This is a genomic window from Nocardioides agri, from assembly GCF_013778305.1.
GTDB classification, from domain to species: Bacteria; Actinomycetota; Actinomycetes; order Propionibacteriales; family Nocardioidaceae; genus Nocardioides; species Nocardioides agri.
The window spans coordinates 2371283-2395382 of record NZ_JACEIC010000002.1 but is presented as its reverse complement, the minus strand read 5'-3'; the positions used below and the strand labels follow the sequence as shown (position 1 = coordinate 2395382).

20 protein-coding genes are annotated in these 24100 nt (G+C 73.8%); 8 read left to right on the top strand and 12 right to left on the bottom strand.

Annotation, left to right across the window (positions count from 1 at the left end; translation table 11 throughout):
- The first annotated feature begins 152 nt into the window (after positions 1-152).
- Positions 153-1193, top strand: a complete 1041-nt coding sequence (locus HZF07_RS16130; RefSeq protein ID WP_157342973.1) for a LacI family DNA-binding transcriptional regulator — start codon at positions 153-155, stop codon at positions 1191-1193.
- On the opposite strand, the gene HZF07_RS16125 is transcribed toward HZF07_RS16130, so the two are convergent.
- Entirely contained in the window at positions 1187-2131 is a 945-nt protein-coding gene (locus HZF07_RS16125; protein ID WP_157342971.1) for a 1,4-dihydroxy-2-naphthoyl-CoA synthase, read from the bottom strand. The genes HZF07_RS16130 and HZF07_RS16125 overlap by 7 nt on opposite strands.
- 55 nt (positions 2132-2186) lie before the next feature.
- Between HZF07_RS16125 and HZF07_RS16120 the strand changes: the two genes are divergently transcribed.
- Positions 2187-2630 carry a nitroreductase family deazaflavin-dependent oxidoreductase gene (locus tag HZF07_RS16120; RefSeq protein WP_157342969.1) on the top strand — a complete coding sequence of 148 codons (444 nt, stop codon included), beginning with the start codon at positions 2187-2189 and terminating at the stop codon, positions 2628-2630.
- A 55-nt stretch (positions 2631-2685) separates the two neighbouring features.
- On the opposite strand, the gene HZF07_RS16115 is transcribed toward HZF07_RS16120, so the two are convergent.
- Positions 2686-4146 carry a calcium-binding protein gene (locus HZF07_RS16115; protein ID WP_157342967.1) on the bottom strand — a complete coding sequence of 487 codons (1461 nt, stop codon included), beginning with the start codon at positions 4144-4146 and terminating at the stop codon, positions 2686-2688.
- A gap of 112 nt (positions 4147-4258) precedes the next feature.
- On the opposite strand from HZF07_RS16115, the gene HZF07_RS16110 reads away from it, so the two are divergent.
- Positions 4259-5590 carry an MFS transporter gene (locus HZF07_RS16110; RefSeq protein WP_309504789.1) on the top strand — a complete coding sequence of 444 codons (1332 nt, stop codon included), beginning with the start codon at positions 4259-4261 and terminating at the stop codon, positions 5588-5590.
- 39 nt (positions 5591-5629) lie between these two features.
- On the opposite strand, the gene HZF07_RS16105 is transcribed toward HZF07_RS16110, so the two are convergent.
- The 6 genes from HZF07_RS16105 to HZF07_RS16080 all read right to left on the bottom strand — a co-directional run bounded on the left by HZF07_RS16105 (position 5630) and on the right by HZF07_RS16080 (position 16668).
- Positions 5630-6253: an ACT domain-containing protein gene (locus HZF07_RS16105; protein ID WP_157342963.1), complete on the bottom strand. Its 624-nt coding sequence runs from the start codon at positions 6251-6253 to the stop codon at positions 5630-5632.
- A gap of 44 nt (positions 6254-6297) precedes the next feature.
- Complete coding sequence (gene recD / locus HZF07_RS16100; protein WP_181645270.1) at positions 6298-8055, bottom strand: exodeoxyribonuclease V subunit alpha; 1758 nt, start codon at positions 8053-8055, stop codon at positions 6298-6300.
- Complete coding sequence (locus HZF07_RS16095) at positions 8048-11314, bottom strand: UvrD-helicase domain-containing protein (protein WP_157345460.1); 3267 nt, start codon at positions 11312-11314, stop codon at positions 8048-8050. The genes recD and HZF07_RS16095 overlap by 8 nt, the downstream gene beginning before the upstream one ends.
- 2 nt (positions 11315-11316) lie before the next feature.
- Positions 11317-14595: an exodeoxyribonuclease V subunit gamma gene (recC, locus tag HZF07_RS16090; protein ID WP_181645269.1), complete on the bottom strand. Its 3279-nt coding sequence runs from the start codon at positions 14593-14595 to the stop codon at positions 11317-11319.
- Between the two features lie 325 nt (positions 14596-14920).
- Entirely contained in the window at positions 14921-15739 is an 819-nt protein-coding gene (locus HZF07_RS16085) for an ABC transporter permease (RefSeq protein ID WP_157342961.1), read from the bottom strand.
- The gene (locus HZF07_RS16080; protein WP_157342959.1) at positions 15736-16668 is read right to left on the bottom strand and encodes an ABC transporter ATP-binding protein; all 933 of its coding nucleotides are present in this window, start codon (positions 16666-16668) and stop codon (positions 15736-15738) included. The genes HZF07_RS16085 and HZF07_RS16080 overlap by 4 nt, the downstream gene beginning before the upstream one ends.
- A gap of 121 nt (positions 16669-16789) precedes the next feature.
- Here HZF07_RS16080 and HZF07_RS16075 point away from each other — a divergent pair, with 121 nt between their 5' ends.
- The 4 genes from HZF07_RS16075 to HZF07_RS16060 are packed head-to-tail and all read left to right on the top strand — an operon-like array spanning position 16790 to position 19481.
- The gene (locus tag HZF07_RS16075; RefSeq protein ID WP_309504788.1) at positions 16790-17491 is read left to right on the top strand and encodes a DUF1684 domain-containing protein; all 702 of its coding nucleotides are present in this window, start codon (positions 16790-16792) and stop codon (positions 17489-17491) included.
- Complete coding sequence (locus HZF07_RS16070) at positions 17488-17748, top strand: GlsB/YeaQ/YmgE family stress response membrane protein (RefSeq protein WP_157342955.1); 261 nt, start codon at positions 17488-17490, stop codon at positions 17746-17748. Before HZF07_RS16075 ends, HZF07_RS16070 begins: the two co-directional genes overlap by 4 nt.
- Positions 17749-17776: 28 nt before the next feature.
- Complete coding sequence (locus tag HZF07_RS16065) at positions 17777-18088, top strand: LapA family protein (protein WP_157342953.1); 312 nt, start codon at positions 17777-17779, stop codon at positions 18086-18088.
- 19 nt (positions 18089-18107) lie between these two features.
- Entirely contained in the window at positions 18108-19481 is a 1374-nt protein-coding gene (locus tag HZF07_RS16060) for an NAD(P)-binding protein (RefSeq protein ID WP_157342951.1), read from the top strand.
- Here the strand turns inward: HZF07_RS16060 and HZF07_RS16055 are convergent.
- Genes HZF07_RS16055 through HZF07_RS16040 form a run of 4 tightly spaced genes read right to left on the bottom strand, consistent with a single transcriptional unit; the run spans position 19478 to position 23106 of the window.
- On the bottom strand, positions 19478-20581 hold the full coding sequence (locus tag HZF07_RS16055; protein ID WP_157342950.1) for a beta propeller repeat protein: 1104 nt from the start codon (positions 20579-20581) through the stop codon (positions 19478-19480). The genes HZF07_RS16060 and HZF07_RS16055 overlap by 4 nt on opposite strands.
- A 52-nt stretch (positions 20582-20633) precedes the next feature.
- Positions 20634-21278: a 3-oxoacid CoA-transferase subunit B gene (locus HZF07_RS16050; protein WP_157342949.1), complete on the bottom strand. Its 645-nt coding sequence runs from the start codon at positions 21276-21278 to the stop codon at positions 20634-20636.
- Entirely contained in the window at positions 21275-21934 is a 660-nt protein-coding gene (locus tag HZF07_RS16045; RefSeq protein ID WP_181645268.1) for a 3-oxoacid CoA-transferase subunit A, read from the bottom strand. The genes HZF07_RS16050 and HZF07_RS16045 overlap by 4 nt, the downstream gene beginning before the upstream one ends.
- Positions 21931-23106: a thiolase family protein gene (locus HZF07_RS16040; protein ID WP_157342947.1), complete on the bottom strand. Its 1176-nt coding sequence runs from the start codon at positions 23104-23106 to the stop codon at positions 21931-21933. The genes HZF07_RS16045 and HZF07_RS16040 overlap by 4 nt, the downstream gene beginning before the upstream one ends.
- Before the next feature lie 70 nt (positions 23107-23176).
- On the opposite strand from HZF07_RS16040, the gene HZF07_RS16035 reads away from it, so the two are divergent.
- Positions 23177-24058, top strand: a complete 882-nt coding sequence (locus HZF07_RS16035) for a LysR family transcriptional regulator (protein ID WP_157342945.1) — start codon at positions 23177-23179, stop codon at positions 24056-24058.
- Positions 24059-24100: the final 42 nt, after the last annotated feature.

Sequence of the window (24100 nt, the reverse complement as noted above, 5' to 3'; positions counted from 1 at the left end):
CGTTGTAGAATGTGATCGGGGTCACTGTCAAGGGACTCCGGCGAAAGCTTTGGACCGGCGGGCGCACCCCTGCGGACGCCCCGTGGCAGGTCCACCAGGACCGTTAGAATCCGAGGCCACGGCACTCATGGCCGGACGGAGGCGGGGTGCGGATGGGCGCAACGATGCAGGACGTCGCGCTTGCCGCCGGCGTCTCGATCAAGACGGTGTCGAACGTCATCAACGACTACCCGTACGTCCGACCCGCGACCCGCGAGCGCGTCCTGGCCGCCATCGACCAGCTGGCCTACCGCCCCAACCTCTCGGCGCGCGGGCTGCGCTCGGGCAAGACGGGGATCATCGGGCTCGCGGTGCCGGAGCTGCGGGAGAACTACTTCGCCGAGCTCGCTGACGCCGTGATCCGGGCCGCCGAGAAGTCGGGCCTGGGCGTCGTGGTCGAGCAGACCAACGGGGACCGCGAGAGCGAGCTCCGGGTCCTGTCCCGCGCACGCACCCACTACATGGACGGGATCCTGCTCAGCCCGGTCGGGATGGGCCAGGCGGACGCGTCGCTGCTCGACGTCCCGTTCCCCCTCGTGCTGCTCGGCGAGCGCATCTTCGGCGGTCCGGTCGACCACGTCACCATGCACAACGTTTCGTCGGCGGGCGCCGCCGTCGAGCACCTCCTGTCCATCGGTCGCCGGCGGATCGCGCTGGTCGGCGCCGAGGGCGACGACGTCTCGGACGCCAGCTCGTGGAGCCTGCGGGTCCGCGGCTACCGCCGCGCGCTGGAGCAGGCCGGCATCCCGGTCGACGAGCACCTCGTCCGGCGTACCGAGCACTGGAGCCGGGCCGGCGGCGCCGCCGCCCTGCACGAGCTGATCGACGAGGGACACGACTTCGACGCGGTGTTCGCGCTCAACGACGCGCTCGCTCTCGGGGTCCTGCGGGGGCTGCAGGAGGCCGGCCGTCGCGTGCCCGACGACGTCGCCGTCGTCGGGTTCGACAACGTCGACGAGGGTCAGTTCGCGGTCCCGTCGCTCACCACGGTCGACCCGGGCCGCGAGGAGATCGCGCGCACCGCCGTCGCCCTTCTCGTCGAGCGGATCAACGAGAAGGGGACCAAGGCCCCCGCCCGCACCATGAAGGCCGAGTTCTCCATCGTGTCGCGCGAGTCGACGGGTGGAGCCGACGCTCCGAGAGTCGCTCAGTAGTACCAGGGGTACGGCGACCAGTCCGGCTCGCGCTTCTCGAGGAACTGGTCGCGACCCTCCTGGGCCTCGTCGGTCATGTAGGCCAGGCGGGTGGTCTCGCCGGCGAAGAGCTGCTGGCCGACCAGCCCGTCGTCGAGGAGGTTGAAGGAGTACTTCAGCATCCGCTGCGCGGTGGGCGACTTGCCGTTGATCAGGCGGCCCCACTCCAGCGCGGTCTTCTCGAGCTCGGCGTGCGGGACGGCGCGATTGACGGTGCCCATCCGCATGCCGTCCTCGGCGGAGTACTCCTGGCCGAGGAAGAAGATCTCCCGCGCGTACTTCTGGCCGACCTGGCGGGCGAGGTAGGCCGAGCCGAAGCCGCCGTCGAAGGAGCCGACGTCGGCGTCGGTCTGCTTGAAGCGCGCCTCCTCGGCGGACGCCAGGGTGAGGTCGCAGACGACGTGCAGGCTGTGGCCGCCGCCGGCGGTCCAGCCGGGCACCACGCAGAGGACGACCTTCGGCATGAAGCGGATCAGCCGCTGCACCTCGAGGATGTGCAGCCGGGCCAGCTTGGCCCTGTCGATCGGGCTGGGCTCCTCGGCGCCGGTGTCGCCACTGCCGGCCGCGACGTCCTCGTACTGGTAGCCGGCGCGGCCGCGGATCCGCTGGTCGCCGCCGGTGCAGAAGGCCCACTTGCCGTTCTTGGCGCTCGGGCCGTTGCCGGTGAGGATCACGCAGCCGACGTCCGCGCTGGTGCGCGCGTGCTCGAGCACCCGCAGCAGCTCGTCGACGGTGTGCGGACGGAAGGCGTTGAGCACGTCGGGGCGATCGAACGCGACGCGCACGGTCCCGTGCGCCTTCGCCCGGTGGTACGTCAGGTCGGTCAGGTCCTCGAAGCCGGGGACCGCGTCCCAGTCGGCGGGATCGAAGATCTCCGACACGCCCTCGATAGCACTCATGGACTGCACGCTATCGCCGGGGAATGCGAAGTCCGCGAGGGGGCATTGAGCAGGTATGACACTTGAAGGCGAGTACGAGCCCAGCCAGTGGGACTGGGTCCGGGAGCAGGTGGAGACGTTCGAGGCCACCAACGGCCAGGAGGCCAACATCCTCCGGGGCAGGCCGGAGTGGCCGATCGTCGTGATCACCTCGCGTGGCGCGAAGTCGGGCAAGCTCCGCAAGAACCCGGTCATGCGCGTGGAGAAGGACGGCGTGTACGCCGCGGTCGCGTCGAAGGGCGGCGACCCGCAGCACCCGACCTGGTACCACAACTTCCTCGAGCACCCCGAGGTCGACCTCCAGGACGGCGCGGAGAAGCACACCTACCGGGCACGCGTGGCCGAGGGCGAGGAGCGCGCCGAGTGGTGGGAGCGCGCGGTCAAGCAGTACGCGCCGTACGCCGAGTACCAGGAGAAGACCGACCGGGAGATCCCGGTCTTCCTGCTCGAGCGCGTCTGACCCGGACGGGCAGTGGCCCGCGGATCACCGATCCGCGGGCCACTCCCGTCGTCGTTCAGCGCTCGCAGGCGGTCTTGATCTCGCCGCGGCAGCGGTCGATCGAGGTGCCGCCGTCGAGGCGGTCGAAGCCGGACGAGCCGCGAAGGTCGTCGCGGCCGCCGTTGCCGTTGAGCTGGTCGTCGCCGGCACCGCCGAGGAGGCTGTTGCGGCCGCCGTTGCCGGTGAGGACGTCGTTGCCGGGGGTGCCCCACAGCGCCTGCAGGCCCGACAGCGTCATCGTGCCGCCCGCCCAGGTGGCCTGGTTGGTCGCCATGCTCGCGGTGACGCCCTGCCGGGTCGGCGTGAAGACCAGCCGGTCCCAGCCGCCGCCACCACGCACGCGACCGCTCCACAGCTGGTCGGCCGGCGCCGGGTTCACGACCGCGCCCGCGGTCGTCAGCGAGGCGGCGTACACGACGTCGTCGCCGGTGTTGCCCTCGATGTTGAACGGCTGCGCCTTGACGCCCGGGGCGTCGTCGGTGGCGAGGAGGGTGCGCACCCGGTCGTCGCCCGCACCCGCGCGGACGCGGCCGCCGAACGCGACCGTGATCTCGTCGTCGCCCGGTCCGCCCTCGAGGCGGGTCGGCTGGACGGCGGTCAGCCGGTCGTTGCCTGCGGACCCGTAGACCAGGTCCGCGCCGCCACCGCTGACGAAGACGTCGGCGCGGTTGCTGCCGATGAAGGTCTCGTCGGTCGCGTCGGGGGCCCAGATCGTCGGGGCGCCGGTGTAGGTGTCGCGGCCGCCGGGGCCGTCGATCGTGCGGGTGGTCGCGTCGATCGTGGTCCGGCCGGTGGCACCCACCTTGATCCGGTCGCGGCCGCTGGCGTGGATCATGTCGATGCCGTCACCGGGGTCGAGGGTGTCCGTGCCGGGGCCGCCCCACAGCACGTCGTCGCCGGCGCCGCCGAGGACCGTGTTGTCGCCGTTGCCGCCGCGCACCTGGTCGTTGCCGGCGCCGCCGTCGAGCGCCTTCCCGGCGCCGCTGAGGATGTCGTTGCCCGCGCCGCCGTCGAGCGTCGCCGTGGTCGAGGTGAGGGAGTCGTCCCCGTCGCCGCCCGTGAGGGCGGTCGCGCCGTTGCCGGTGAGCACGTCGTTGCCGGCGCCGCCCTCGAGCGTGCCCGCGGAGCCCGTCAGCGTGTCGTTGCCCTCGCCGCCGGTCAGCGACGCGGAGGTCGAGGTGAGCGTGTCGTCGCCGTCGCCTCCGAACCAGTGCCCCGCCGTGGACGCGGGCGCGTTGGCCGGGCCGCAGATGACGTCGTTGCCACCGAGCCCGCGGACCTCCGCGGTGCCCACGACGTAGATGACGTCGGCGCCGGCGGTGCCCTCCGCCGGCGTGTTCCCCTGGTCGGCCGGCACGACGATCGTCGCGGGCAGGTTCCCGCACATCTCACCGGCGGCGACGGCCGGCGCGTAGAGCGCGCTGGCGCCGGAGCCGACGAGGACGAGCGCACCGAGCGCTGGCAGGAAGGACTTCATGTCGAGTGACCCCCGAGTGGTAGGTGATGTCTGCCCTCCACAGCGACACGGCGCGGGCCAGCGTTACGGCGGTTCGCCGGTCCCGGGGCTCCGCAACGCCCACAATGTGCGCGTGACGACCGCCACCCCTCCGGAGGACCCGGCCGCTCTCGGCGCCGTACGCCGCTCCGCCCTCGCCGAGCCCACGATCGACCCGCCCGGCCGATGGATCGCGTTCCTGACGCTGGCCAGCATCGGCCTGTGGGCCGGTTTCTTCGGGCCGATCCAGGTGCTGCTCGCGCAGCAGGCCGAGGCCATCGACGCGGACAGCAAGAAGCAGATCCTGTCGCTGGTCCTCGGCCTCGGCGCGTTCGTGTCGGTCGTCTGCAACCCGGTCTTCGGCGCGTTCTCCGATCGCACGACCCTGCGGATGGGACGCCGGTTGCCGTGGGTGATCGGCGGCGCCGCCGGCGGCGTGCTGTCCCTGCTCGTGCTGAGCGCCGCGGACAGCGTGGTCGTGATGGCGCTGGGGTGGTGCGGCGTGCAGGCGGCGCTCAACGCCATGCTCGCCGCCGTGACCGCGACCGTCCCCGACCAGGTGCCGGTCGGCTCCCGGGGCCGGATCGGTGGCATCCTCGCGATCGCCCAGACCGTCGGCGTGATCGCTGGCACCGGCATCGCGTCGGCGACCGGCAGCATCACGGCCGGCTACCTGGTGACGGCCGGCGTCCTGGCCGTGCTGACGATCCCGTGGTGCCTGGACGCGCGGGACGTCCCGCTGCTGCCGGAGGAGCGTCCCGCGGCCTTCGACTGGGGCGCCTTCCTGCGCGGGTTCTGGGTCTCACCGCGCGCGCACCCCGACTTCGCGTGGGCCTGGATCACGCGGTTCCTCGTCAACCTGTGCAACGCGCTGGGCCTGCTCTACCTCCTCTACTACATGCAGGACGTGCTCGGCTTCAGCAAGGACGAGGCCGATGACAAGGTCTTCCTGCTCACCGCGATCTACGGCGTCGTCGTGATGGCGACCGCGGTGCTCTTCGGCGTCTGGAGCGACCGCAGCGGCAAGCGCAAGGTCTTCGTGATCTGGTCCGGACTGGTCGGCGGCTGCGCCACGCTGATGCTCGCGGTCGTGCAGACCTGGCCCGCTGCCGTGTGCGCCGCTGCGCTGATGGGCATCGGCTACGGCATCTACGTCTCCGTCGACTTCGCGCTCATCACCCAGGTGCTGCCCGGCGCCGAGGACCGCGGCAAGGACCTGGGCGTCATCAACATCGCCAACGCCCTCCCCCAGGTCTTCGCGCCGTTCGTCGCCGGCGTGATCCTGCTCGTCGTCGAGGCCGCGGGCGGCGTCACGGAGACCAACGGCGACGGCTTCTCGGTCGGGTACGGCGCGGTCTACCTCAGCGCCTTCGCCTGCGCCGTGCTCGGCTCGGTGTTCGTCACCAGGATCCGCTCCGTCCCCTGACCCGGCGATGGTCCCGCAACAGGCGGCTCAGCGGGAGGCTCAGTGGGCGGGCGCCTTCGCCGCGCGGGAGATCGACATCGCGAGGCCGACGAGGTGGCCGAGGCGGGCGATCTCGGAGTCGAGGAAGTCGGGGCCGCCGCGGCGCCCGATGATCACGACCTCGGACTTGTTGAGCCGGGCGACGGCCATCACGGCGTTGTCGTCGTCGCTCTCGACCGCGGCCGCGCGGTCGACGGCCACCCAGACCAGGTCGTCGGGGGCGGCCGCGGTGGTGTAGACGATGCCATCGGCCTTGCTGATGCGCGCGGCCCAGTCGGCGCGGAACGTGACCGGCAGCAGGTCGATGAGGCGGTCGAGCGCGACCTCGGGCTCGGCGGTCAGCTCCTCGACGGCCTCCAGGTCGAGGAAGATGTTGCCGCCCGCGGCGTACCGGCTGATCCAGATGACGCGGACGCCGTCGAGGGCGTTGCACGCCGAGACGATCGAGTCCGGCATCGAGCCCGGCGCGGTCTCGAGCAGCACGTCGTCGACAGCGGTGCCGTCGTGCCGCTTCTCGACGATCTCGATCGCGCCGATGTCGCCGCCGGCCTCACCGATGGCGCCCGCGAGCCGTCCCAGCGAACCCGGGACGTCGGGGAGCTCCACGCGGAGGAGGTACGGCATGCCTCGACCATAGCCGGACCGGGTTGCGGCCAGGTTTCCTCGTATCAGGACCCGGCCAGCCGCTGCGGCAGGCCGGTGGCCCGCTGCGCGCGGGTCGCCACGGCGGCGCGGACGGCGGCCTCGGACCCCACCACCCGCACGTGGGTCCGGGCGCGGGTCACCGCGGTGTAGAACAGCTCGCGGGTCAGCAGCCTCGAGCCCTCCTCGGGCAGCAGCACCGTGACCCGGTCGGCCTGGCTGCCCTGGCTCTTGTGGATCGTCATCGCGTGCATGGTCTCGACCGCGTCGAGCCGGCCGGGCGCGAACTCCTTGAGCCGCTCCGACCCCGCGACGAACGCGCGTGCGCGGCCGTCCCGACGGACCACGACCCCGGTCTCGCCGTTGTAGACGTCGAGCGCGTAGTGGTTGCTGGTCACGAGCAGCGGCCGGCCGACGTACCACTGGTCGCCCACCACCTGGTGGGCCTCGACGCCGACCTCCTCGGCGAGCCAGCGCTCGACGAGGTGGTTCCACCGGCGTACGCCGAAGGGCCCCTCGCGGTGCGCGCACAGCAGGCGGTAGCGGTCGAGCTCGTCGAGCGCGGCCGCGGGGTCCTCGGCGACGGCCGCCTCCCACACGGCGCGGGCGGCGGCGACGGAGTCGGGACGCAGCGCCGCCTCGATCGCCGCCTCGTCCTCGACCTCGACGAACGAGACCTGCTCGGACGGCGTCCGCAGCACCGCCAGCACGTCGTCGGCGTCACCGTCGCGGAGCGCCTCGGCCAGCGCCTTGATGTCCTGCTCGGAGCGGAAGTTCTCGGTGAGCGCCGCGACCGGGGAGTCGGCCCGTCCGGCGTAGCCGGCGACGAGGTCGCTCAGCACCGCGCCGGCGCCGACCGAGGTGAGCTGCCGCGGGTCGCCGACCAGGACCAGCCGGCTCTCCGGCCGCAGCGCCTCCAGCAGCCGGCCCATCATCGTCAGCTCGACCATCGACGACTCGTCGACCACGACGACGTCGTACTTCAGGCGGTTGGCGCGGTCGTGGCGGAAGCGCGTCGCGTTGTCGGGGCGCCAGCCGAGCAGGCGGTGCAACGTCAGCCCGTCGACCCGGCCGACCAGCCCACGCGCCTCCGGCCAGGCCGTCGCGACGGCGTCGAGCTCGGTGACCACGGCCTCCTGGAGCCGGGTCGCGGCCTTGCCGGTCGGTGCGGCCAGTGCGATCGAGAGGCCGCCGCCGGCCTGGTCGGCGAGCACGGCGAGCAGCCGGGCGACCGTGGTGGTCTTGCCGGTGCCGGGGCCGCCGGTGAGGATCGTCGTCCGGCGGTGGGCGGCCGCGACGACCGCCGCCTCCTGCTCGGCGCTGAAGTGGCCGCCGCGGACCTTCGCGAGCGCCGCCGCCAGCCTCGCCTCGTCGACGGGCGGCGGCGCGAGCGCGAGCCGGTCGGCGAGGTCGTCGTGCACCTGGGTCTCGAGCCGGTGGTAGCGGTCGAGGTAGAGCAGCCCGCGCTCCCAGCGGACCGCCCCGGCCGCGACCAACGGCGACCGCTCGATCGGCCACTCCTCCGGCCAGTCGAGGTCGGGGGCGACGGCGCGCACGGTGCCGAGGTCGAGGCACACCGAGCCACGACGGACGGCGCGCACGGTCAACGCCACGGCGAGCAGCACCCGCTCGTCGTCCTCGCCGCCGAGAGCCCCGAGCCGCGTGGCGACGTGGACGTCGGAGGAGGTGAGCACGCCGGCGGCGTTGAACGCGGCCAGCAGCCCGGTCGCGGTGCCGGCGATCCGCCAGTCGTGCTCGCCGGTCGGCTCGAACAGCTCAGTCACGACGGCCGTCCAGGAGGTCGGAGAGCTCCTCGACCAGCGCGACGGGCGGCCGCCATGCGAAGACGCCGCAGGGCGCACCGCCGACGAGCGGGGTGTCGGGGCCGCACATGCCGCGCAGGTAGAGGTAGAGCACGCCGCCGAGGTGCCGCTCGGGGTCGTAGCCGGGCTGCCGCCAGCGCAGGAACCGGTGCAGCACCGCGGCGTACAGCAGCGCCTGCAGCGGGTAGTCGGAGTGGCCCATCGCGGCCTGCAGCGCCTCGGGGCGGTAGCTGTGCGCGGTGAGGGGCTGGTCGGGCGGTCCGAGCCAGTTGGTCTTGTAGTCGACGACGAGGTAGGTCGGGCCGGGGAGCCGGAGGACGACGTCGACCGAGCCGGTGAGGTAGCCGCGCAGCGTCTGCTGGCCGAGCGGGCCGGCGAGCTGGCCGGCGTACTCCCGCACCGGGTCGCCAGGAGGCAGGTGCCGCTCCAGCAGCGGGCCGATGTCGCCGAGGCGGCCGTCGCCCAGCGGCAGCTCGAAGTCCATCTCGCGCAGCCGGTCGGCGAGCCGGAGCTGGCGCAGCGTCGTCCCGCCCGCGAGCGGCCCCAGCGGGGTGTCGCAGACCGCGACCAGCGCGTCGGCGAGCTCCTCGCGGTCGAGCTCGACCGGCCACCAGCCGAGCTGGTCGTCGATGTGCCCGAGCAGCTCGGCGCGCAGGTCGGGCGCCTCGGGATCGGTGTGCTCCAGGACGGCGTGGACGAGCGAGCCGAACGTCGCGCCGACCGGCAGCGCGGCCATCGGCGAGGGCACGTCGCCGGCGACCGGGTCCGGTGCGGCGACCGGCTCCGGCTCGAGCGCCTCGTCGTCCTTGCCGACCACCTCGGGCTCGCTGACCACGGTCCCCGAGGGACCCGTGGCGACGTCGAGCCTGCTGAGCGAGGAGTACGACGTCCGCCGCCACTCGGTGTCGACCTCGCGGGTGAACGCCCGGGCGGCGAGCCCGGGGGGCTCCGGTCGTGGCGGATCGTCGCCGGGCGTGGCGTGGAGGGCCGGCTCGGGCGACGGTCCACCGCGGTCGCGCCAGCGGGCGAACAGCTCGACCACGCCGTCGTCGTCGGGCACGGGCGGTGCGGCGGGGACCGCCACGGACTCGGCGTCGCGCATAAGCACCCGGTGCAGCGGCGACGCGACGGCGTTCTTGGTGGGCGCCCACCAGGCGACGACCTGCGACTTGGCGCGGGTGATCGCGACGTAGAGCAGCCGCAGCCACTCGCCGGCCTCCTCGTCGGCCCAGCGTCGGCAGTGGTCGGCCCAGTCGGCGCCGCCGCCGCCGACGTTGAGGCAGCGCTCGCCGGCGTCGTCGTGGAAGAGCGGGCGGGTCGGCTTGGGGACGAACCGGTCGGCCAGCGCGGGCAGGTAGACGACGGGGTACTCGAGGCCCTTGCTCGCGTGGATGGTCACCAGCTGCACGGCGGCGGCGTCGGAGTCGAGGCGGCGGGTGCGCTCGACGCCGCGCCCGGCACGGCCCTCGGAGACCTGGTCGCGCAGCCAGGTCAGCAGCGAGACCAGGCCGTGGCGCTCGGTGAGGGTCACCTCGTGCAGTGCCTCGCCGATGTGGCGCAGGTCGGTGAGCCGCCGGTCGCCGCCGACCTCGGCGAGCACCCGCTCGGGCAGCCCGGCCACGTTGGCGGCCTCGAGCACGGCGGCGATGCCCCGGTTGGTGAAGAGCTCGACCCAGTCGCGCAGCGTGTCGGCCACGCGGTCGGTCAGGTCGTCGCCCTGCTCGTCGAGCTCGGCCGAGGTGTGCCCGAGGAAGCAGGTGAGCGCGGCCGAGCGCACCCGCGCGCTGCGGTGCGGCTGCTCCAGCGCCTCCAGCAGCGTCAGCCACTCGACCGCTGCGGGTGTCGCGAACACGCTGCCGCCGCCGGCGATCACCGCGGGCACGCCCTGCGCCAGCAGCGCCTCCCGGACGTCGGCGAGGTCGGCGTGCCGGTAGCTGATCACGGCGACGTCGCGGGGCCGGATCGGCTCGCCGCACCAGGTCGCGCCGGACGCGAGCAGCCGGCGTACGTCGAGCGCCAGGTCGGTCGCGACGTGCTTGCGCACCTGGGCGACGGTGAGCATCGCGCTGCCGCTGCGGCCGAACGCGTCGCGGCGGACCACGCGGACGCGGAACGGCGCGGCCGACCCGGACAGCCGGCTGTCCGGGTGGTGCGCCTCGACGTCGCGCACCACGATCCGGTCGTCGCCGAGCGCGGCGCCCGCGAGCAGGGTCTGGAAGGAGTCGAGCAGCGGGGCGTCGCTGCGCCAGTTGACCGACAGGGTCTGCTTGGTGGCGGCGGTCTCCGCGGCCCGGAGGTAGGTGGTGACGTCGCCGCCACGGAAGGCGTAAATGGCCTGCTTCGGGTCGCCGATCAGCACCATCGTGGCGTGGCCGGAGAACGCGCGGTCGAGCACCTGCCACTGCACCGGGTCGGTGTCCTGGAACTCGTCGACGAGCACGATGCTCCACCGCGCGCGCATCCGCTGGGCGGCGGCGCCGTCCTCGTCGGCGAGGGCGTCCTTGAGCTGGGACAGCAGGTCGTCGTAGGAGAGGATGCCGAGCCGCCGCTTGCGCCGGTCGAGCTCGGTGCGGACCGCCTCGGCGAAGCTGACCCGGCGGCCGGCCGGGGTGGAGCGGTCCTCGCCGGCGGGCTCCAGCCGGGCCTGCGGGTCGCCGACCGCGGTGCGCGCGATCGAGAGCGCCTCCGCGTGGGTGAACACCGGCCCGGCGGGGTCGAACGCGAACGCGCGGAGGTAGAGGTCGTCGACTGTCTCCTTGACCAGGTCGTCGAGGTCCTCGACCAGCCGGGCGCGGGAGTCGGTGTCGCCGGCGACGCCCAGCGAGTCGAGCACCATCGAGCAGAACTGGTGCGTGGTCGCGATCGTCGCTGCGTCGAAGCCGGCCAGCGCCTCGGTCACCCGACGGTGCCCGAGCCGCCGCTGCTCGGGGTCCCACGCGCGCAGCATCGACACGAGGTCGGACTCGGTCACCTCGCCGGCGGCGGGGTCGTCGCTGAGCACCCGCTCGGCCTCGACCAGCTGGGCGCGGACGCGTTCGCGGAGCTCCTGGCTGGCGGCCCGGCCGAACGTCACGACCAGCATCTGCTCGAGCCGGGCCCGGCCCTCGGCGACGTAGCGGGTCACCAGCGCGCCGATGGTCCAGGTCTTGCCGGTGCCGGCACTGGCCTCGAGCAGCACGGTGCCCGACGGGAGCGGGTCGCGGATGTCGAAGGGCGTCATGCTCACAGCGGCCCGACCTTCTCGGCGCCGGTGAGCAGCGGCTCCCAGATCCGCCAGGCCACCTCGCCCAGCCCGGCGGCGACCAGCACGTCGAGGGACGCGCGGGCGCCGTAGACGCGCTGGTGGTAGCCGTCGGCGTCCTCGCCCTCGATGCCGAACTGGTTGAAGGGGTCGGTCTCCCACTCGCGGCTGGCCGCTGCGTAGGGAGAGAAGTCCTGACCCATCAGCTCGCGCGCGTGCGCCTCCGCCCAGGCGGCGGCGGTCTTGACCGGCGCCGGCAGCGGCGCGCACAGGCCGCGGTCGCGCAGCTCGACGAGGTCGCGCAGCCAGGCGACGGCGCGGTGGTCGAGCGGCCCGGCGAGGGCTCGCTTGGGCCCGGCGCGGTCCTTGCCGACGGCGTGGGCGGTCCAGTGCTGGTCGGGGTAGGTCGCGCTCAACGCCAGCAGGTCGACCCAGGTCTGCAGTCGCTGGCGGGCGTTGAGGCGGGAGTAGCCGAGCGAGACGACGCGGGTGCCGTAGACGCCGGGGACGGTGCCGGTGAGCCGCCGTCCGTCGCCGAGGTCGACGTCGACGTCGACGGAGCGGCGCTCGCCCTCGCGGATCTCGCTGGTGCGCGACCAGAGCCGCTGGCACTCCTCGACCACCTCGTTGAAGGCGCCGGTGCCGAGTCCGCCCGGCGGCAGCGTGCCGCTCAGCTGCTCGGCGGTCATCACCGCGACGGGGTCGTGGCCGGCGAGCAGCTCGCGCAGCAGCCGGTCGCCGATCTGCCACTTCTCGAGGCTGTCGAGCGTCACCGGGATCGCGTCGGCCAGGTCGTCGGGCTCGAACGGCGTCGCCACGTCGAGCCGCTCGCGCAGGAACGCCCGCACCGGGTGGGCGAGGAACGCCTTGAGCTCGGCGAGCGACACGTCCTCGCGCTCGCGCGGGGCCAGCGAGCCGGTCAGGAACGGCGGCGGCTCGCGTCGTACCCCCCAGGCCGAGCGGGCACCGGCCAGCGCGGCGTCGTCGAAGCTGAACGGCCGCCCGGGCACGAAGTTGCGCGCGTCGTAGGGCTGCAGCGGGTGGTGGGTGAGCACCCGGTCGCGGACCGGCTCGGCGGTGGTGCGGTCGGCGGCGTCCAGGATCTCGCCGAGGGGTACGGCGGGTGGCCGGCGCGCGCCGGACTGCTCGTTGGCCCCCGTGTAGGTGATGACGAGGTGCTCGGCCGCGGCCAGCACCGCGTCGAGGAGCAGCTGCCGGTCCTCGCTGCGGGCGTCGCGCTCGCCGGTGAGCGGGTGCCGGCCGAGCACGTCGTCGCCGTCGACCGCGCCGGCGCGCGGGAACACCCCGTCGTCGAGGCCGACGAGGGCGACGACCCGGTGCGGGACCGAGCGCATCGGCACCATCGTGCAGACGGTGAGCGTGCCGGTGCGGAAGTTGGCGCGGGTGGGCCGGCCGGCCAGCCGCGACTGGAGCATGGCGCGCACGTCGGAGAGGCGCAGCTCGATCTCCCCGTCGTGGGCGGAGGCGGCCGCCCGGGCCAGCTCGCGCTCGAACTGCGGGAGCTGCCACGCGTCGTCGGCCGCGACGTCGGTGAGCCCGCGGACGCCGGCGCGCAGCCGGTCGGTCCACTCCGCGACCGTGCGCGCCCCGGCCAGCCCGGTCAGGCAGGTGTCGAGCCGGGAGACGAGCTCGGCGAGCCGGCCGGCGAGGTCGATCTCGTTGCTGCCCACGTCGTCGAGCGGCAGCCCGCGGCCGAGGTGGCGGTGGTCGTCGCCGCTCATCGCGACACCGAGCAGGATCCGGTCGAGGCCGGCGCGCCAGGTGTTGTGCTCGAAGCCGTCCATGGAGAAGGCCCGGCGCGCCTCGGCGTCGAGCCCCCACCGCACGCCGGCGCGCGCCACCCAGCGGCTGACCCGGTCGAGGTCGTCGTCGGTGAACCCGAACCGCCGGCGGCACGGCTCGGTCGCCGCGAGGTCGAGCACGTCGGCCGCGGCGACGCGCCCGCCGGACAGCTCGAGCAGGTCACCGGCGACGGCCAGCAGCGGGTTGGTGCTGGTGAGCGCCCGGTCGGCGAGCTTGACGCGCAGCCGGTGGGCGGGGTGTCCGTCGGTCGTCGCGAGCCCGAACCCCGCCGAGATCAGCGGCGCGTAGGTCTCGATGTCGGGGCACATCACGAGGATGTCGCGCGGCTCGAGGGTGGGGTCGTCCTGGAGCATGCCGACCAGCACCTCGCGCAGTACGTCGACCTGCCGGGCCGGACCGTGGCACGCGTGCACCTGCAGCGTCCGGTCGTCGGCGGCAAGGTGGCGGCCGGCGCGCTCGTCGTAGGTCGGGGCGTGGTTGGCGCGCAGGTCCTGCTGCAGCCAGCCGAGCATCGTGGCCGGGCCGGCGTCCTGGGCCGGCACGAGCTCGGCGTCGACGCCGTCGAGGGTGCGCCGCAGCTCGCGGGCGTCGCGGCCGAGCGAGGCGAGCAGCGGGTGGCCGACGCGGTCGGCGGACGGGTCGTCCTCGCGGGCGACGACGCCGCCGAGCCCGGCGAGATCGTCCCAGAGCGCGGGCGAGGGCTGGGGCAGGAAGAGCCGGACGTCGCGGTGCGCGCCGAGCGCCTTCAGCAGCTCCACCTCGGTGACCGGGATCCGGGTGTGGCCGAAGAGCGACAGCCGGCCCGGCAGCGGCAGGTTCCCGCCGCCCGCCTCGAGCGCCGCGACGGTCTCGGCGTGCCGCACGTCGGGCGGCGGCGCGTCCACCCGCGACAGCAGCCGCCGCCACAGCTCGGCCTGCCAGCGCAGGTCGTCGGCGAGGTCGCCGTCGTCGCCCGCGCGCCAGGTGGTCACGAGCGACGGCCGCTGGACGGCGTACGACGCGAAGAGGTGCGCCAGCCGGATCGCGACGGAGTAGCGCCGGTTGCGGCGCAGCTCGCCGTCGGGCCCGTCGAGCCCGTGCCCGAGGTGCCGGGCGAGAGTCTCGAACCCGCGCTCGTCGAGGCTGTCGTCGATGGTCGCCAGCAGCGGCCAGACCAGCCGCTCGGGGTCCCACGGGTCGTCGCTCTCGCGGCCGAGCAGCAGGCTGACCAGGCTGCGCGGGCTGAGGAACCGCACCCCCGCGCACACGCCGTCCCCGCCCCGCGAGCCGGTGCCGAGCCGGTGGCTGAGCCGCTGGGTGAGCCAGCGCTCGACCCCCTTGGCCGGCACCACCACGACCTCCTCGGCGAACGGGTCGTCGAGCGGCGTGGCCAGCAGGTCTCCGAGCCGGTCCGCGAGCACGTCGGTGCGCGAGGCTCGGTGGATCTGCAGGGTCACGGGGTGACCCTATGCGGCGGCGGGGACAGGGCGGGCGGGACTGGCGGGGCTGCAGTTTCATCAAGGGATGAAGGCGGGGCTGCGCCTCCCTCGCCGAACTCGCCCGGGGAAGCGCGGTCTCGTCCTCATCCCTTGATGAAGCTGCGGCGGCGAGGCACCGGTCGGCCGGGCGGGCGGGCGGGCGGGCGGGCGGCGTTTCATCAAGGTATGAAGGCGGACCGGCGTTTCCCTCGGCGAATTCGCCCAGGGAAGCGCGGTCTCAACCTCATCCCTTGATGAAACTGCGGCGGCGACGGCGGCGGCAGCGGCAGCGGCACCGGACAGCTCAGGCGTCCCGCCGCTTCACCACCACGTACGCCGCGACGAGCAGCACCGCGATCTCGAGGCAGAAGACCGCGAAGCCGGTCCACGCGTCGAAGAGGTTCGGGTTGAACGAGACCGGCGTCGAGATCGGGGAGCCGGCGTTGCCCGGCATCAGCTTGGTCACCCACTCGCCGAACGCGCCGGGGATCAGGTTGACCATGTTGCCGAGGATCAGCATCAGCGCCAGGACGATCGAGATCGTGCCCGCCGTGTGCCGGAGCAGGAACCCCACGGCGATGGTGAAGAGGCCGATGCCGGCGAGGTAGAGGCCGGAGCCGTACATCGACCGCAGCACGTCGCCGGACATCGACATGCCGATGCCCTCGCGGTCGAGGAAGTAGTTGCCGCCGGCGTACCCGACGAAGGCGGTCACGGTCCCGACGACGCCGAGCAGCGCGACCACGAGCAGCGACTTCGCGGCGAGCACGCGGCCACGGGCGGGCACGGCGGCGAACGTCGTGCGGATCATGCCGGTGCCGTACTCCGTCGTGACGACGAGCGCGCCGAGCACCACCGCGGTGATCTGGGCGATCATCATCCCCCAGGTGATGAACGAGCCCGGGGACTCGTCGGCCTCGGGGGAGGCCAGCCAGTCGGCGTTGCCCCAGCAGATCAGCGTGGTGAGGCCGGCACCGAGCACGAACGTCGCGACCAGCGTCCACCAGGTCGAGCGCACGGTGCGCAGCTTGACCCACTCCGCGCGGAGCACGGCGGCGAACGTCGGGCGCGCCACGTCGGCGCGCTCGACGACCGCGCCCGACTCCATCAGCGTGGCGGTCATCGGGCGGCTCCCTCGGTCATCGCGTGGTACTCCACGCTGTCAGCGGTCAGGGTCATGAACGCGTCCTCGAGCGAGGAGCGCACCAGGGTGAGCTCGTGGACGGCCAGGCCGTGCCGGAAGAGCGTGTCGCCGATCGCGGCGGCGTCCAGGCCGACGACCCGGATCTCGTCGTCCACGCGGGAGACGTCGAGGCCGCGGCCGCCCAGCAGGGTCGCGGCGTCGCCGAGGGCGGGCGCCTTGACCCGCACGTACGACGTCGCGTGGTCGGACATGAACTCGGTCATCGAGCAGTCGGCCAGGATCTGGCCGCGGCCGATCACCAGCAGGTGGTCGGCCATCAGCGCCATCTCGGACATGAGGTGGCTGGAGATGAAGACGGTCCGGCCCTCGTCGGCGAGCTGGCGCGCGAAGGTGCGCACCCAACGGATGCCCTCGGGGTCGAGTCCGTTGACGGGCTCGTCGAGCACGACCACCGGCGGGTCGCCGAGCATCGCCGCGGCGATGCCGAGACGCTGCCCCATGCCGAGCGAGAACCGGCCCGCCCTCTGACCGGCGACCGATTCCAGGCCGACCAGGTCGAGCACCTCGCCCACACGCGTGGTCGGGATGCCGTTGGACGCCGCCAGCCACCGGAGGTGGTCCCGGGCGGACCTCCCGGGGTGGATGGCGTGCGCGTCGAGGAGTGCGCCGATCTCGCGCAGCGGCGCGGGTGAGTCGGCGTACCGGTGCCCGTTGACGCTCACGGTCCCGGAGGTCGGGGCGTCGAGGCCGAGGATCATCCGCATCGTCGTGGACTTGCCGGCGCCGTTGGGACCGAGGAAGCCGGTCACCCGGCCGGGCTCGACGACGAAGTCGATGGCGTCGACGGCCGTCCGGGTCTCCCCCTTGCCGGCGGGGAACCGCTTGGTGAGTGCGTGGGCACGAATCATGGGTCCACCCTCCGTCGCCGAGGCGGGTCCGCACATCGGGGAGCACCCCGGACCGGACCCCGAGACTCCCCCTGATCCGCTGGGGGTACGCCGGGCTGGCCGCGCCTGCGACGATGCGGAGGTGAGCGACTTCGACAGCGACTGGCAGGCGTGGCGCGACGCCCGGGAGGGGCGGCTGCGCAGCCCGGTCGGCTGGCTGGCGATCACCGGCATCCACTGGCTGGGTGAGGAGCCGCAGCGCTTCGCCGACGTGCCGGGCGTCTGGCGCCAGGACGAGGACGGCACGACGGTCGAGCTGGACGACGGCGTGCGCCGGCTCGGCCGCCTGGACGAGCGGGGCACCACGCTGACCCTCGGCGACACCGTCGTCGAGGTGGCCGACCGCGACGGCCGCACGATCGTGCGTCCCCGCCACCCCGACTCTCCCAACCTCACCGCCTACCGGGGCACGCCGTGCTTCCCGCCCGACCCCGCCTGGGTCGTCACGGCGCGGGTCGAGCCCGACAACGTGCTGGTCTTCGAGCACGACGGAGACGAGCACCGGCTGGTCGCGTGGGACGACGAGGACGGGCTGTGGGTGCTCTTCCGCGACGCGACGTCGGGCGTCACGACGTACCCCGCCATGCGGCAGCTGGTCCTCGACGCGCCGGCACCCGACGGCACGGTGACGATCGACTTCAACCGGGCCCACAACATGCCCTGCGCCTACACCGACTTCGCCACCTGCCCGGTGCCGCCGCCCGAGAACACCCTGCCGTTCGCGGTCGAGGCGGGTGAGCAGACGCCCGTGCCCAACCAGCCGGGCGCTACCGTCGAAGCATGATCGGTTTCCTCGTTGCCGGCTTGATCATCGGCGCGCTCGCTCGCCTCTTCAAGCCGGGCAAGCAGAACCTCGGCCTGCTCGCGACGCTCGGCCTGGGCGTGGTCGGCTCGCTCATCGGCGGGACGGTCGCCTGGCTGCTCGGCACCGGCAGCATCTGGGAGCTCAACGTCCTCGGCTTCGTGCTCTCCGTGGTCGCCGCCGTCCTCCTCGTCGGCAGCGCCGAGGCCCTCACGGGCAAGGACCGCTCGCGCGTCTGACCGCCCGCGCATCGGGTACGGCGTACCCATGAGCGACGCACCCGAGCCGGAGGTCACCGCACCCGAGGCCGACCGGCCGACGAAGGACCCGCTGCGCCGATCCCGCACCAGCGGCGCGTGGGTGGCGGTCGTGCTGGCGGCGGTGCTGCTGATCCTGCTCGTCGTGTTCATCGCGCAGAACACCCAGGACGTGCACCTCTCGTTCCTCTGGTGGGACGGCAGCACGCCGCTGTCCGTCGCGCTGCTGATCGCCGCCGTCATCGGGATCGCGCTGACCGCGGTCGTCGGCACGCTGCGCATCTGGCAGCTGCGCCGCCGAGTCCGCCGCGAGAGCCGCTGATCCCCGCTAGCCTCGGCGCATGACCACGACCGTGGACGTGGACTACCTCGTCGTCGGCGCGGGCGCCATGGGCATGGCGTTCACCGACGCGCTCGTCGACCACGCCGACGTGCGGGTCGCGATCGTCGACCGCCGCCACGCGGCCGGCGGCCACTGGCTGGAGGCCTACCCGTTCGTGCGGCTGCACCAGTCCTCGACGTTCTACGGCGTCGCCTCGACGCTGCTCGGCGGTGGCCGAATCCAGACCCACGGCCCCGAGGCCGGGCTCCACGAGCGGGCGGGCCAGGCCAAGATCTGCGCCTACTACGCCGACGCCGTCGACCGCATGCAGGGGCTCGGACGGGTAGAGCTCTTCACGGGCTGCGAGTACGTCGGGGACCGCACGTTCGTCTCCCGCATCTCGGGCCGCCGGTACGCCGTGCCCGACCACTGCCGGGTCGTCGACGCCCACTACCTCGCGCCCGACATCCCGGCCGAGACGCCGCCGCCCTTCGACGTGGCCGACGGGCTGCGCGTCGTACCCGCCGGCGACCTGCCGCTGGTCGAGGAGGCGCCGAGCCGCTACGTCGTGGTCGGGTCCGGCAAGACCGCGACCGACGCGGTGATCTGGCTGCTCGGTCGCGGCCTCGAGCCCGACGCGATCACCTGGGTGCGGCCGCGCGACCCGTGGATGCTCAACCGCGCCAAGATCCAGCCCGACCCGGAGATCTACCTCGGCATGGTCGCCGACATGCTCGGCGCGTGCGCCGACGCGCCGTCGCTGGACGAGCTGTTCCTGCGGCTCGAGGACCTCGGGATCATGTTCCGCATCGACCGGTCGGTGACCCCGACGATGGCGAAGGCGCCGACCCTGGGCGCGTGGGAGCTCGAGCTGCTCCGCACCGTGGAGCACGTCGTCCGGCTCGGCCACATCACGAGTGCCCGGCCCGGTCGCCTCGAGCTCGAGCGGGGCTCGATCGACCTGCCCCACGACGCGGTCGTCGTCCACTGCGCGGCCAGTGGCCTCAAGTACCCGGCGCGGATCCCGATCTGGCAGCCCGAGACGATCACGCTGCAGCCGGTGCGCGCCGGGTTCCCGTGCTTCGGCGCCGCCGTGACCGGCTACGTCGAGGCGACCCGCTCCGACGACGCCGTCAAGAACGGCCTGTGCGCGCCTTCGTCGTACGGCAACTCGCTGCCGGACTGGGCGGTCATGAACGTGCTCGGCTTCCGCAGCGCTGCGGCGTTCAACGCCGAGCCCGACATCCGCGACTGGGCGCACCGCGTCGCGCTCAACCCTGCCCGCGTCCCGCCGGAGCACGGCGGGTCGCCGGCCCTCGACCAGACGCTCGGGCGGATCGGCACGAGCGTCGGGTCGGCGCTGGAGCGGCTGGCGGTGCTGGCGGCGAGCTAGCGAGCCAGCCGCGCGACCCGGCCGCCGGCGCCCGCCGCCCAGCACGACCCGTCCGGGGTGCAGTCGAGCGCGTGCCAGCCCGAGTCGCTGACCTTGGTCCAGCTCCGGCCGCCGTCGCGACTGAGGCTGGTGCCCATCACGTCGCCGGACTGGCCGGTGACGAGGAGCAGGTGCCCTCCGCGCGGGACGTACGCCGCGTCCTCGGCGAGGTGCGTCAGGTCTCCGGCGTTGCGCCACGTCCACCCGTCGCGCGTCGTCGCCACGGCGTCGACGCCGTCCGCGGGCTCGGCGAAGTCGCCACCGACGGCGACGCCCTCGGTCGGGGTGCGGAACGCCAGCGCGAACACGCCCGCGGCCTCCCCCGGCGGGATCGTGGAGTCGGTCGCGGTCCACGTCAGGCCGCGGTCGTCCGAGCGGAAGACCCGCGAGACGGCGCCACCCGATCCGAAGTACGCCGACCGTCCGGCCGTCACGAGGCAGTCGCCGCTCGCGGCGAAGCCGGCCTCGGTGGGCACCGCCGCGGGCATCCCGCTGCTCGGCAGCACGGTCCACGACCGGCCGGCGTCGCGGGTGGCGAGGATCCGGAACTTCCCGGCGACCGGGTCGCTCAGGGCCAGCCCCTTCCTGCCACCCGGGAAGAAGGCCATGCAGTCGTAGAACGCGGCCGGGTCGTCGTTGACGAACGCGGCGGTCCAGGTCGCCCCGCCGTCGGTGGTCCGGTAGATCCGCGACGCGTCGCCCGGCCCGATCGCGAGGATCACGGCCTCGGTGGCGCTGCGCGCCTCGACGTCGCGGAAGAGCAGCCCGGTCGTGTCCGGCGGGCTCACGTCCTGCCAGGTCCGGCCGCCGTCAACGGTCCGGAAGACCCGGCCGGGTCCGCCCGACGCGCTGCCGCCGGTCACCCACGCCGTACGGCGGTCGACCGCGTCGAGCCCGCGGAACCCCTGGTCGGCGTCGATCACCGACTCGGTGAACGACAGCCCGTGACCGTGGCCATGGTCGTGCCGATGATCGTGGCCGGGACCGGCGGCTGCCGGGCCTCCGGCGAACGCGGCTCCGACGAGCAGGGTGGACAGGGCGAGGTTCCCGAGACGTCGCATGCCTCGACCTTGCCCCGCCACAGGGCGGCCTGTCCAGGGCCGGCCTGTGGTCTCAGCCCTGTCGCAGCGGGACGTCGAGGCGCGCCGCGAGGTCGTCGTACGACGTCCCGAACGTCTCGACGACGACGACCTCCGGTCCGCCGACCTCGAAGACCGCGACGTCGGTGTAGACCCGCGAGACGCAGCCGACGCCGGTGAGCGGGTAGGTGCACTCCGGCACCAGCTTGGGCGTGCCGTCCTTGGCGAAGAGCGTCATCATCACGAAGACCTGCTTGGCCCCGATCGCGAGGTCCATCGCCCCGCCGACGGCCGGGATCGCGTCGGGCGCACCGGTGTGCCAGTTGGCGATGTCGCCGCCCGCACTGACCTGGAAGGCGCCCAGGACGCACACGTCGAGGTGGCTGCCGCGCATCATCGCGAACGAGTCCGCCGAGTGGAAGTAGGCCGCCCCGGGCGGCTCGACGACCGGGACCTTGCCGGCGTTGAGGAGGTCGCCGTCGACCTCGTCGCCGACCGCCGCCCGGCCCATGTTGAGCATGCCGTTCTCGGTGTGCAGCACCACGCCGGAGCCGGCGTCGAGGTGGTCGGCGACCAGCGTGGGCTGGCCGATGCCGAGGTTGACGTAGGCGCCGTGCGGGATGTCCTGCGCGACCCGCGCTGCCATCTCGTCCTTGCTCAGTCCGGCCGAGATCGTCATACGGCCACCACCCGGTCCACGTAGATCGACGGCGTGACGACCTTCTCCGGGTCGAGCCCACCCACCTCGACGACCTGCCGCACCTGCACGATCGTGGTCGCCGCGGCGGTCGCCATCACCGGCCCGAAGTTGCGGGCGGTCTTGCGGTAGACGACGTTGCCCATCCGGTCGGAGGCGTGCGCGCCGACCAGGGCCACGTCACCGCGGATGGGGTACTCCAGCACGTACGTCCGGCCGTCGATCTCGCGGGTCTCCTTGCCCTCGGCGAGCGGGGTGCCGACGCCGGTCGGGCAGAAGAACGCGCCGATCCCGGCCCCGGCGGCGCGCATCCGCTCGGCCAGGTTGCCCTGCGGCACCAGCTCGAGCTCGACCTTGCCCTCGCGGTAGAGGCCGTCGAAGACGTAGGAGTCCGACTGCCGCGGGAACGAGCAGATCACCTTGCGCACCCGCCCCTTGGCCAGCAGCGCGGCCAGTCCGGTGTCGCCGTTGCCTGCGTTGTTGGAGACCACGGTCAGGTCGGTCGCGCCCTGCTCGATCAGGCCGTCGATGAGCTCGACGGGCATGCCGGCGAGGCCGAACCCGCCGACCAGGACGGTGGAGCCGTCCGCGATGCCGTCGACGGCCTCCGCGACCGTGTCGCAGATGCGTGCGGTCACTGGACGTTCTCCAGGACGACGGCCAGCGCCTGGCCGACGCCGATGCAGATCGCGGCGACGCCGTACCGGTCGCCGGACTCCTGCAGCCGCGCGGCGAGGGTGCCGAGGATCCGGCCTCCCGAGGCGCCGAGCGGGTGGCCGATCGCGATCGCGCCGCCCTTGGCGTTGACGATCTCGGGGTCGATCTTCCAGGCGTCCACGCAGGCGAGCGACTGGACGGCGAAGGCCTCGTTGAGCTCGACCGCGCCGACGTCGGCCCAGCTGATGCCGGCGCGAGCCAGCGCGCGGTCGGCCGCCTCGACGGGGGCGTAGCCGAACAGCTGCGGCTCCACCGCGCTCACCCCGCGGCCGGCGATCCGGGCGATCGGGTCCACCCCGATCCCGGCGTCCTCCGACCCGAGCAGCACGGCGGACGCGCCGTCGTTGAGCGGCGAGGCGTTGCCGGCGGTGATCGTGCCGTCCGCGCGGAACGACGGCTTCAGGCCGGCCAGCGTGGCGGCCGTCGAGCCCGGCCGGATGCTCTCGTCGCGCGCCACGTCGACGCCCTCGACCGGCACCACGAGGTCGTCGTAGAAGCCGGCCGTCCAGGCGGCGTCGGCGAGCTCGTGGGAGCGCGCGGCGAACTCGTCCTGACGCTCGCGGGAGATCGCGAACTTCTCGCCGAGGAGCTCGTTGGCCTCGCCCAGCGAGACGGTCCACTCCGCCGGCATCCGCTCGTTGACCAGGCGCCAGCCCAGGGTCGTCGACACCGCGGTCACGTTGCCGGCGGGAAAGGCGCGAGACGGCTTCGGCAGCACCCACGGCGCCCGGGTCATCGACTCCACGCCACCGGTCAGCACGACGTCGGCGTCGCCGGACTCGATGGTCCGCGAGCCGATGATCGCGGCGTCGAGCGAGGAGCCGCACAGGCGGTTCACCGTCGTCGCCGGCACGCTCACCGGGAGGCCGGCGAGCAGCACGGCCATCCGGCCGACGTTGCGGTTGTCCTCGCCGGCCTGGTTGGCGCAGCCCCACACCACGTCGCCGATCCGGTCCTCGGCGAGGCCCGGGGCCTTCGCCAGCACGCCGCGGACCACGGTCGCAGCCAGGTCGTCGGGGCGGACCTCGGCCAGGGCGCCGCCGAAGCGGCCGAACGGGGTGCGCGCGGCGGCGTACAGGAAGGCAGCAGTCATGCCCCCACCGTAGGTCGCACCACTGTGTCGGTGCCAATACCGAATCCCGCTTGATTGATAAGCTGAATGCATGGAGCTCCGGCACCTGCGCTCGTTCGCCGTGCTCGCCGAGGAGCAGCACTTCGGGCGCGCGGCCGCGCGGCTGCACATCGCCCAGCCCGCGCTCTCCCAGCAGGTCAAGCAGCTCGAGCGCGAGCTCGGCACGCCGCTCTTCACCCGCACCACCCGACGGGTCGAGCTGACCGAGGCCGGCGCGCGGTTCGCCGAGCACGCGCGGACGGTGCTGGCCGACGTCACCCGCGCCGAGGACGACATGGCGCTCCTGGCCTCCGGACGCGCCGGCCGCGTCTCGGTCGGCTTCATCGGCACCGCGACGTACGACGTGCTGCCCCGCGCGGCCCGCGAGGTGCGCGCGGCACTGCCGGACGTCGACCTCGAGCTGCGCGGCGAGCTGCTGTCCCCGCAGCTGGTCGCCGGACTGCACGACCGCACCTACGACATCGCACTGCTGCGCCCAGACCCGCTCAACCAGGGGGATCTGGACGTCCGACCGCTGCGCACCGAGCGCCTGGTCGCCGTACTCCCGGCCGGTCACCCGCTCGCCGGCCGCAGCCGGATCGCGCTGTCGTCGCTGGCGACGGAGGCGTTCGTGATGCACCCGTCGGGCCACCGGTCCTCGGTGCACGCGCGGGTGCTCGAGGCGTGCGCGGCCGCGGGCTTCACGCCCTCGTCGGTGCTCGAGGTCGGCGAGACCGCGACGCTGGTCGTCTTCGTCGCCGCCGGCCTCGGCGTCGCGCTCGTCCCCGAGCCGGTCCGCTCCCTGGGGCTCGACGGCGTCGCCTACGTGCCGCTCACCGACGCGCCCACCATCGACCTCGCGCTCGCCACCCGGGCCGGCGACGACTCCCCGGCCGTCCGCCGGGTCGCGGAGATCGTCGCCGCCTGCGTCTGAGTGGAGCGCCGCGGCGCCGAGGTGTCCGCGACCGACAGGCTG

What these genes read in the sequence shown, in the direction of transcription:
- HZF07_RS16065 (WP_157342953.1), top strand. Translation starts at nt 17,777, where the DNA reads ATGAGCGACGCACCCGAGCCGGAGGTCACCGCACCCGAGGCCGACCGG.
- HZF07_RS16085 (WP_157342961.1), bottom strand. Translation starts at nt 15,739, where the DNA reads ATGACCGCCACGCTGATGGAGTCGGGCGCGGTCGTCGAGCGCGCCGAC.
- HZF07_RS16060 (WP_157342951.1), top strand. Translation starts at nt 18,108, where the DNA reads ATGACCACGACCGTGGACGTGGACTACCTCGTCGTCGGCGCGGGCGCC.
- HZF07_RS16080 (WP_157342959.1), bottom strand. Translation starts at nt 16,668, where the DNA reads ATGATTCGTGCCCACGCACTCACCAAGCGGTTCCCCGCCGGCAAGGGG.
- HZF07_RS16115 (WP_157342967.1), bottom strand. Translation starts at nt 4,146, where the DNA reads ATGAAGTCCTTCCTGCCAGCGCTCGGTGCGCTCGTCCTCGTCGGCTCC.
- HZF07_RS16105 (WP_157342963.1), bottom strand. Translation starts at nt 6,253, where the DNA reads ATGCCGTACCTCCTCCGCGTGGAGCTCCCCGACGTCCCGGGTTCGCTG.
- HZF07_RS16040 (WP_157342947.1), bottom strand. Translation starts at nt 23,106, where the DNA reads ATGACTGCTGCCTTCCTGTACGCCGCCGCGCGCACCCCGTTCGGCCGC.
- HZF07_RS16035 (WP_157342945.1), top strand. Translation starts at nt 23,177, where the DNA reads ATGGAGCTCCGGCACCTGCGCTCGTTCGCCGTGCTCGCCGAGGAGCAG.
- HZF07_RS16130 (WP_157342973.1), top strand. Translation starts at nt 153, where the DNA reads ATGGGCGCAACGATGCAGGACGTCGCGCTTGCCGCCGGCGTCTCGATC.
- HZF07_RS16095 (WP_157345460.1), bottom strand. Translation starts at nt 11,314, where the DNA reads ATGACGCCCTTCGACATCCGCGACCCGCTCCCGTCGGGCACCGTGCTG.
- HZF07_RS16070 (WP_157342955.1), top strand. Translation starts at nt 17,488, where the DNA reads ATGATCGGTTTCCTCGTTGCCGGCTTGATCATCGGCGCGCTCGCTCGC.
- HZF07_RS16120 (WP_157342969.1), top strand. Translation starts at nt 2,187, where the DNA reads ATGACACTTGAAGGCGAGTACGAGCCCAGCCAGTGGGACTGGGTCCGG.
- HZF07_RS16125 (WP_157342971.1), bottom strand. Translation starts at nt 2,131, where the DNA reads ATGAGTGCTATCGAGGGCGTGTCGGAGATCTTCGATCCCGCCGACTGG.
- HZF07_RS16055 (WP_157342950.1), bottom strand. Translation starts at nt 20,581, where the DNA reads ATGCGACGTCTCGGGAACCTCGCCCTGTCCACCCTGCTCGTCGGAGCC.
- HZF07_RS16050 (WP_157342949.1), bottom strand. Translation starts at nt 21,278, where the DNA reads ATGACGATCTCGGCCGGACTGAGCAAGGACGAGATGGCAGCGCGGGTC.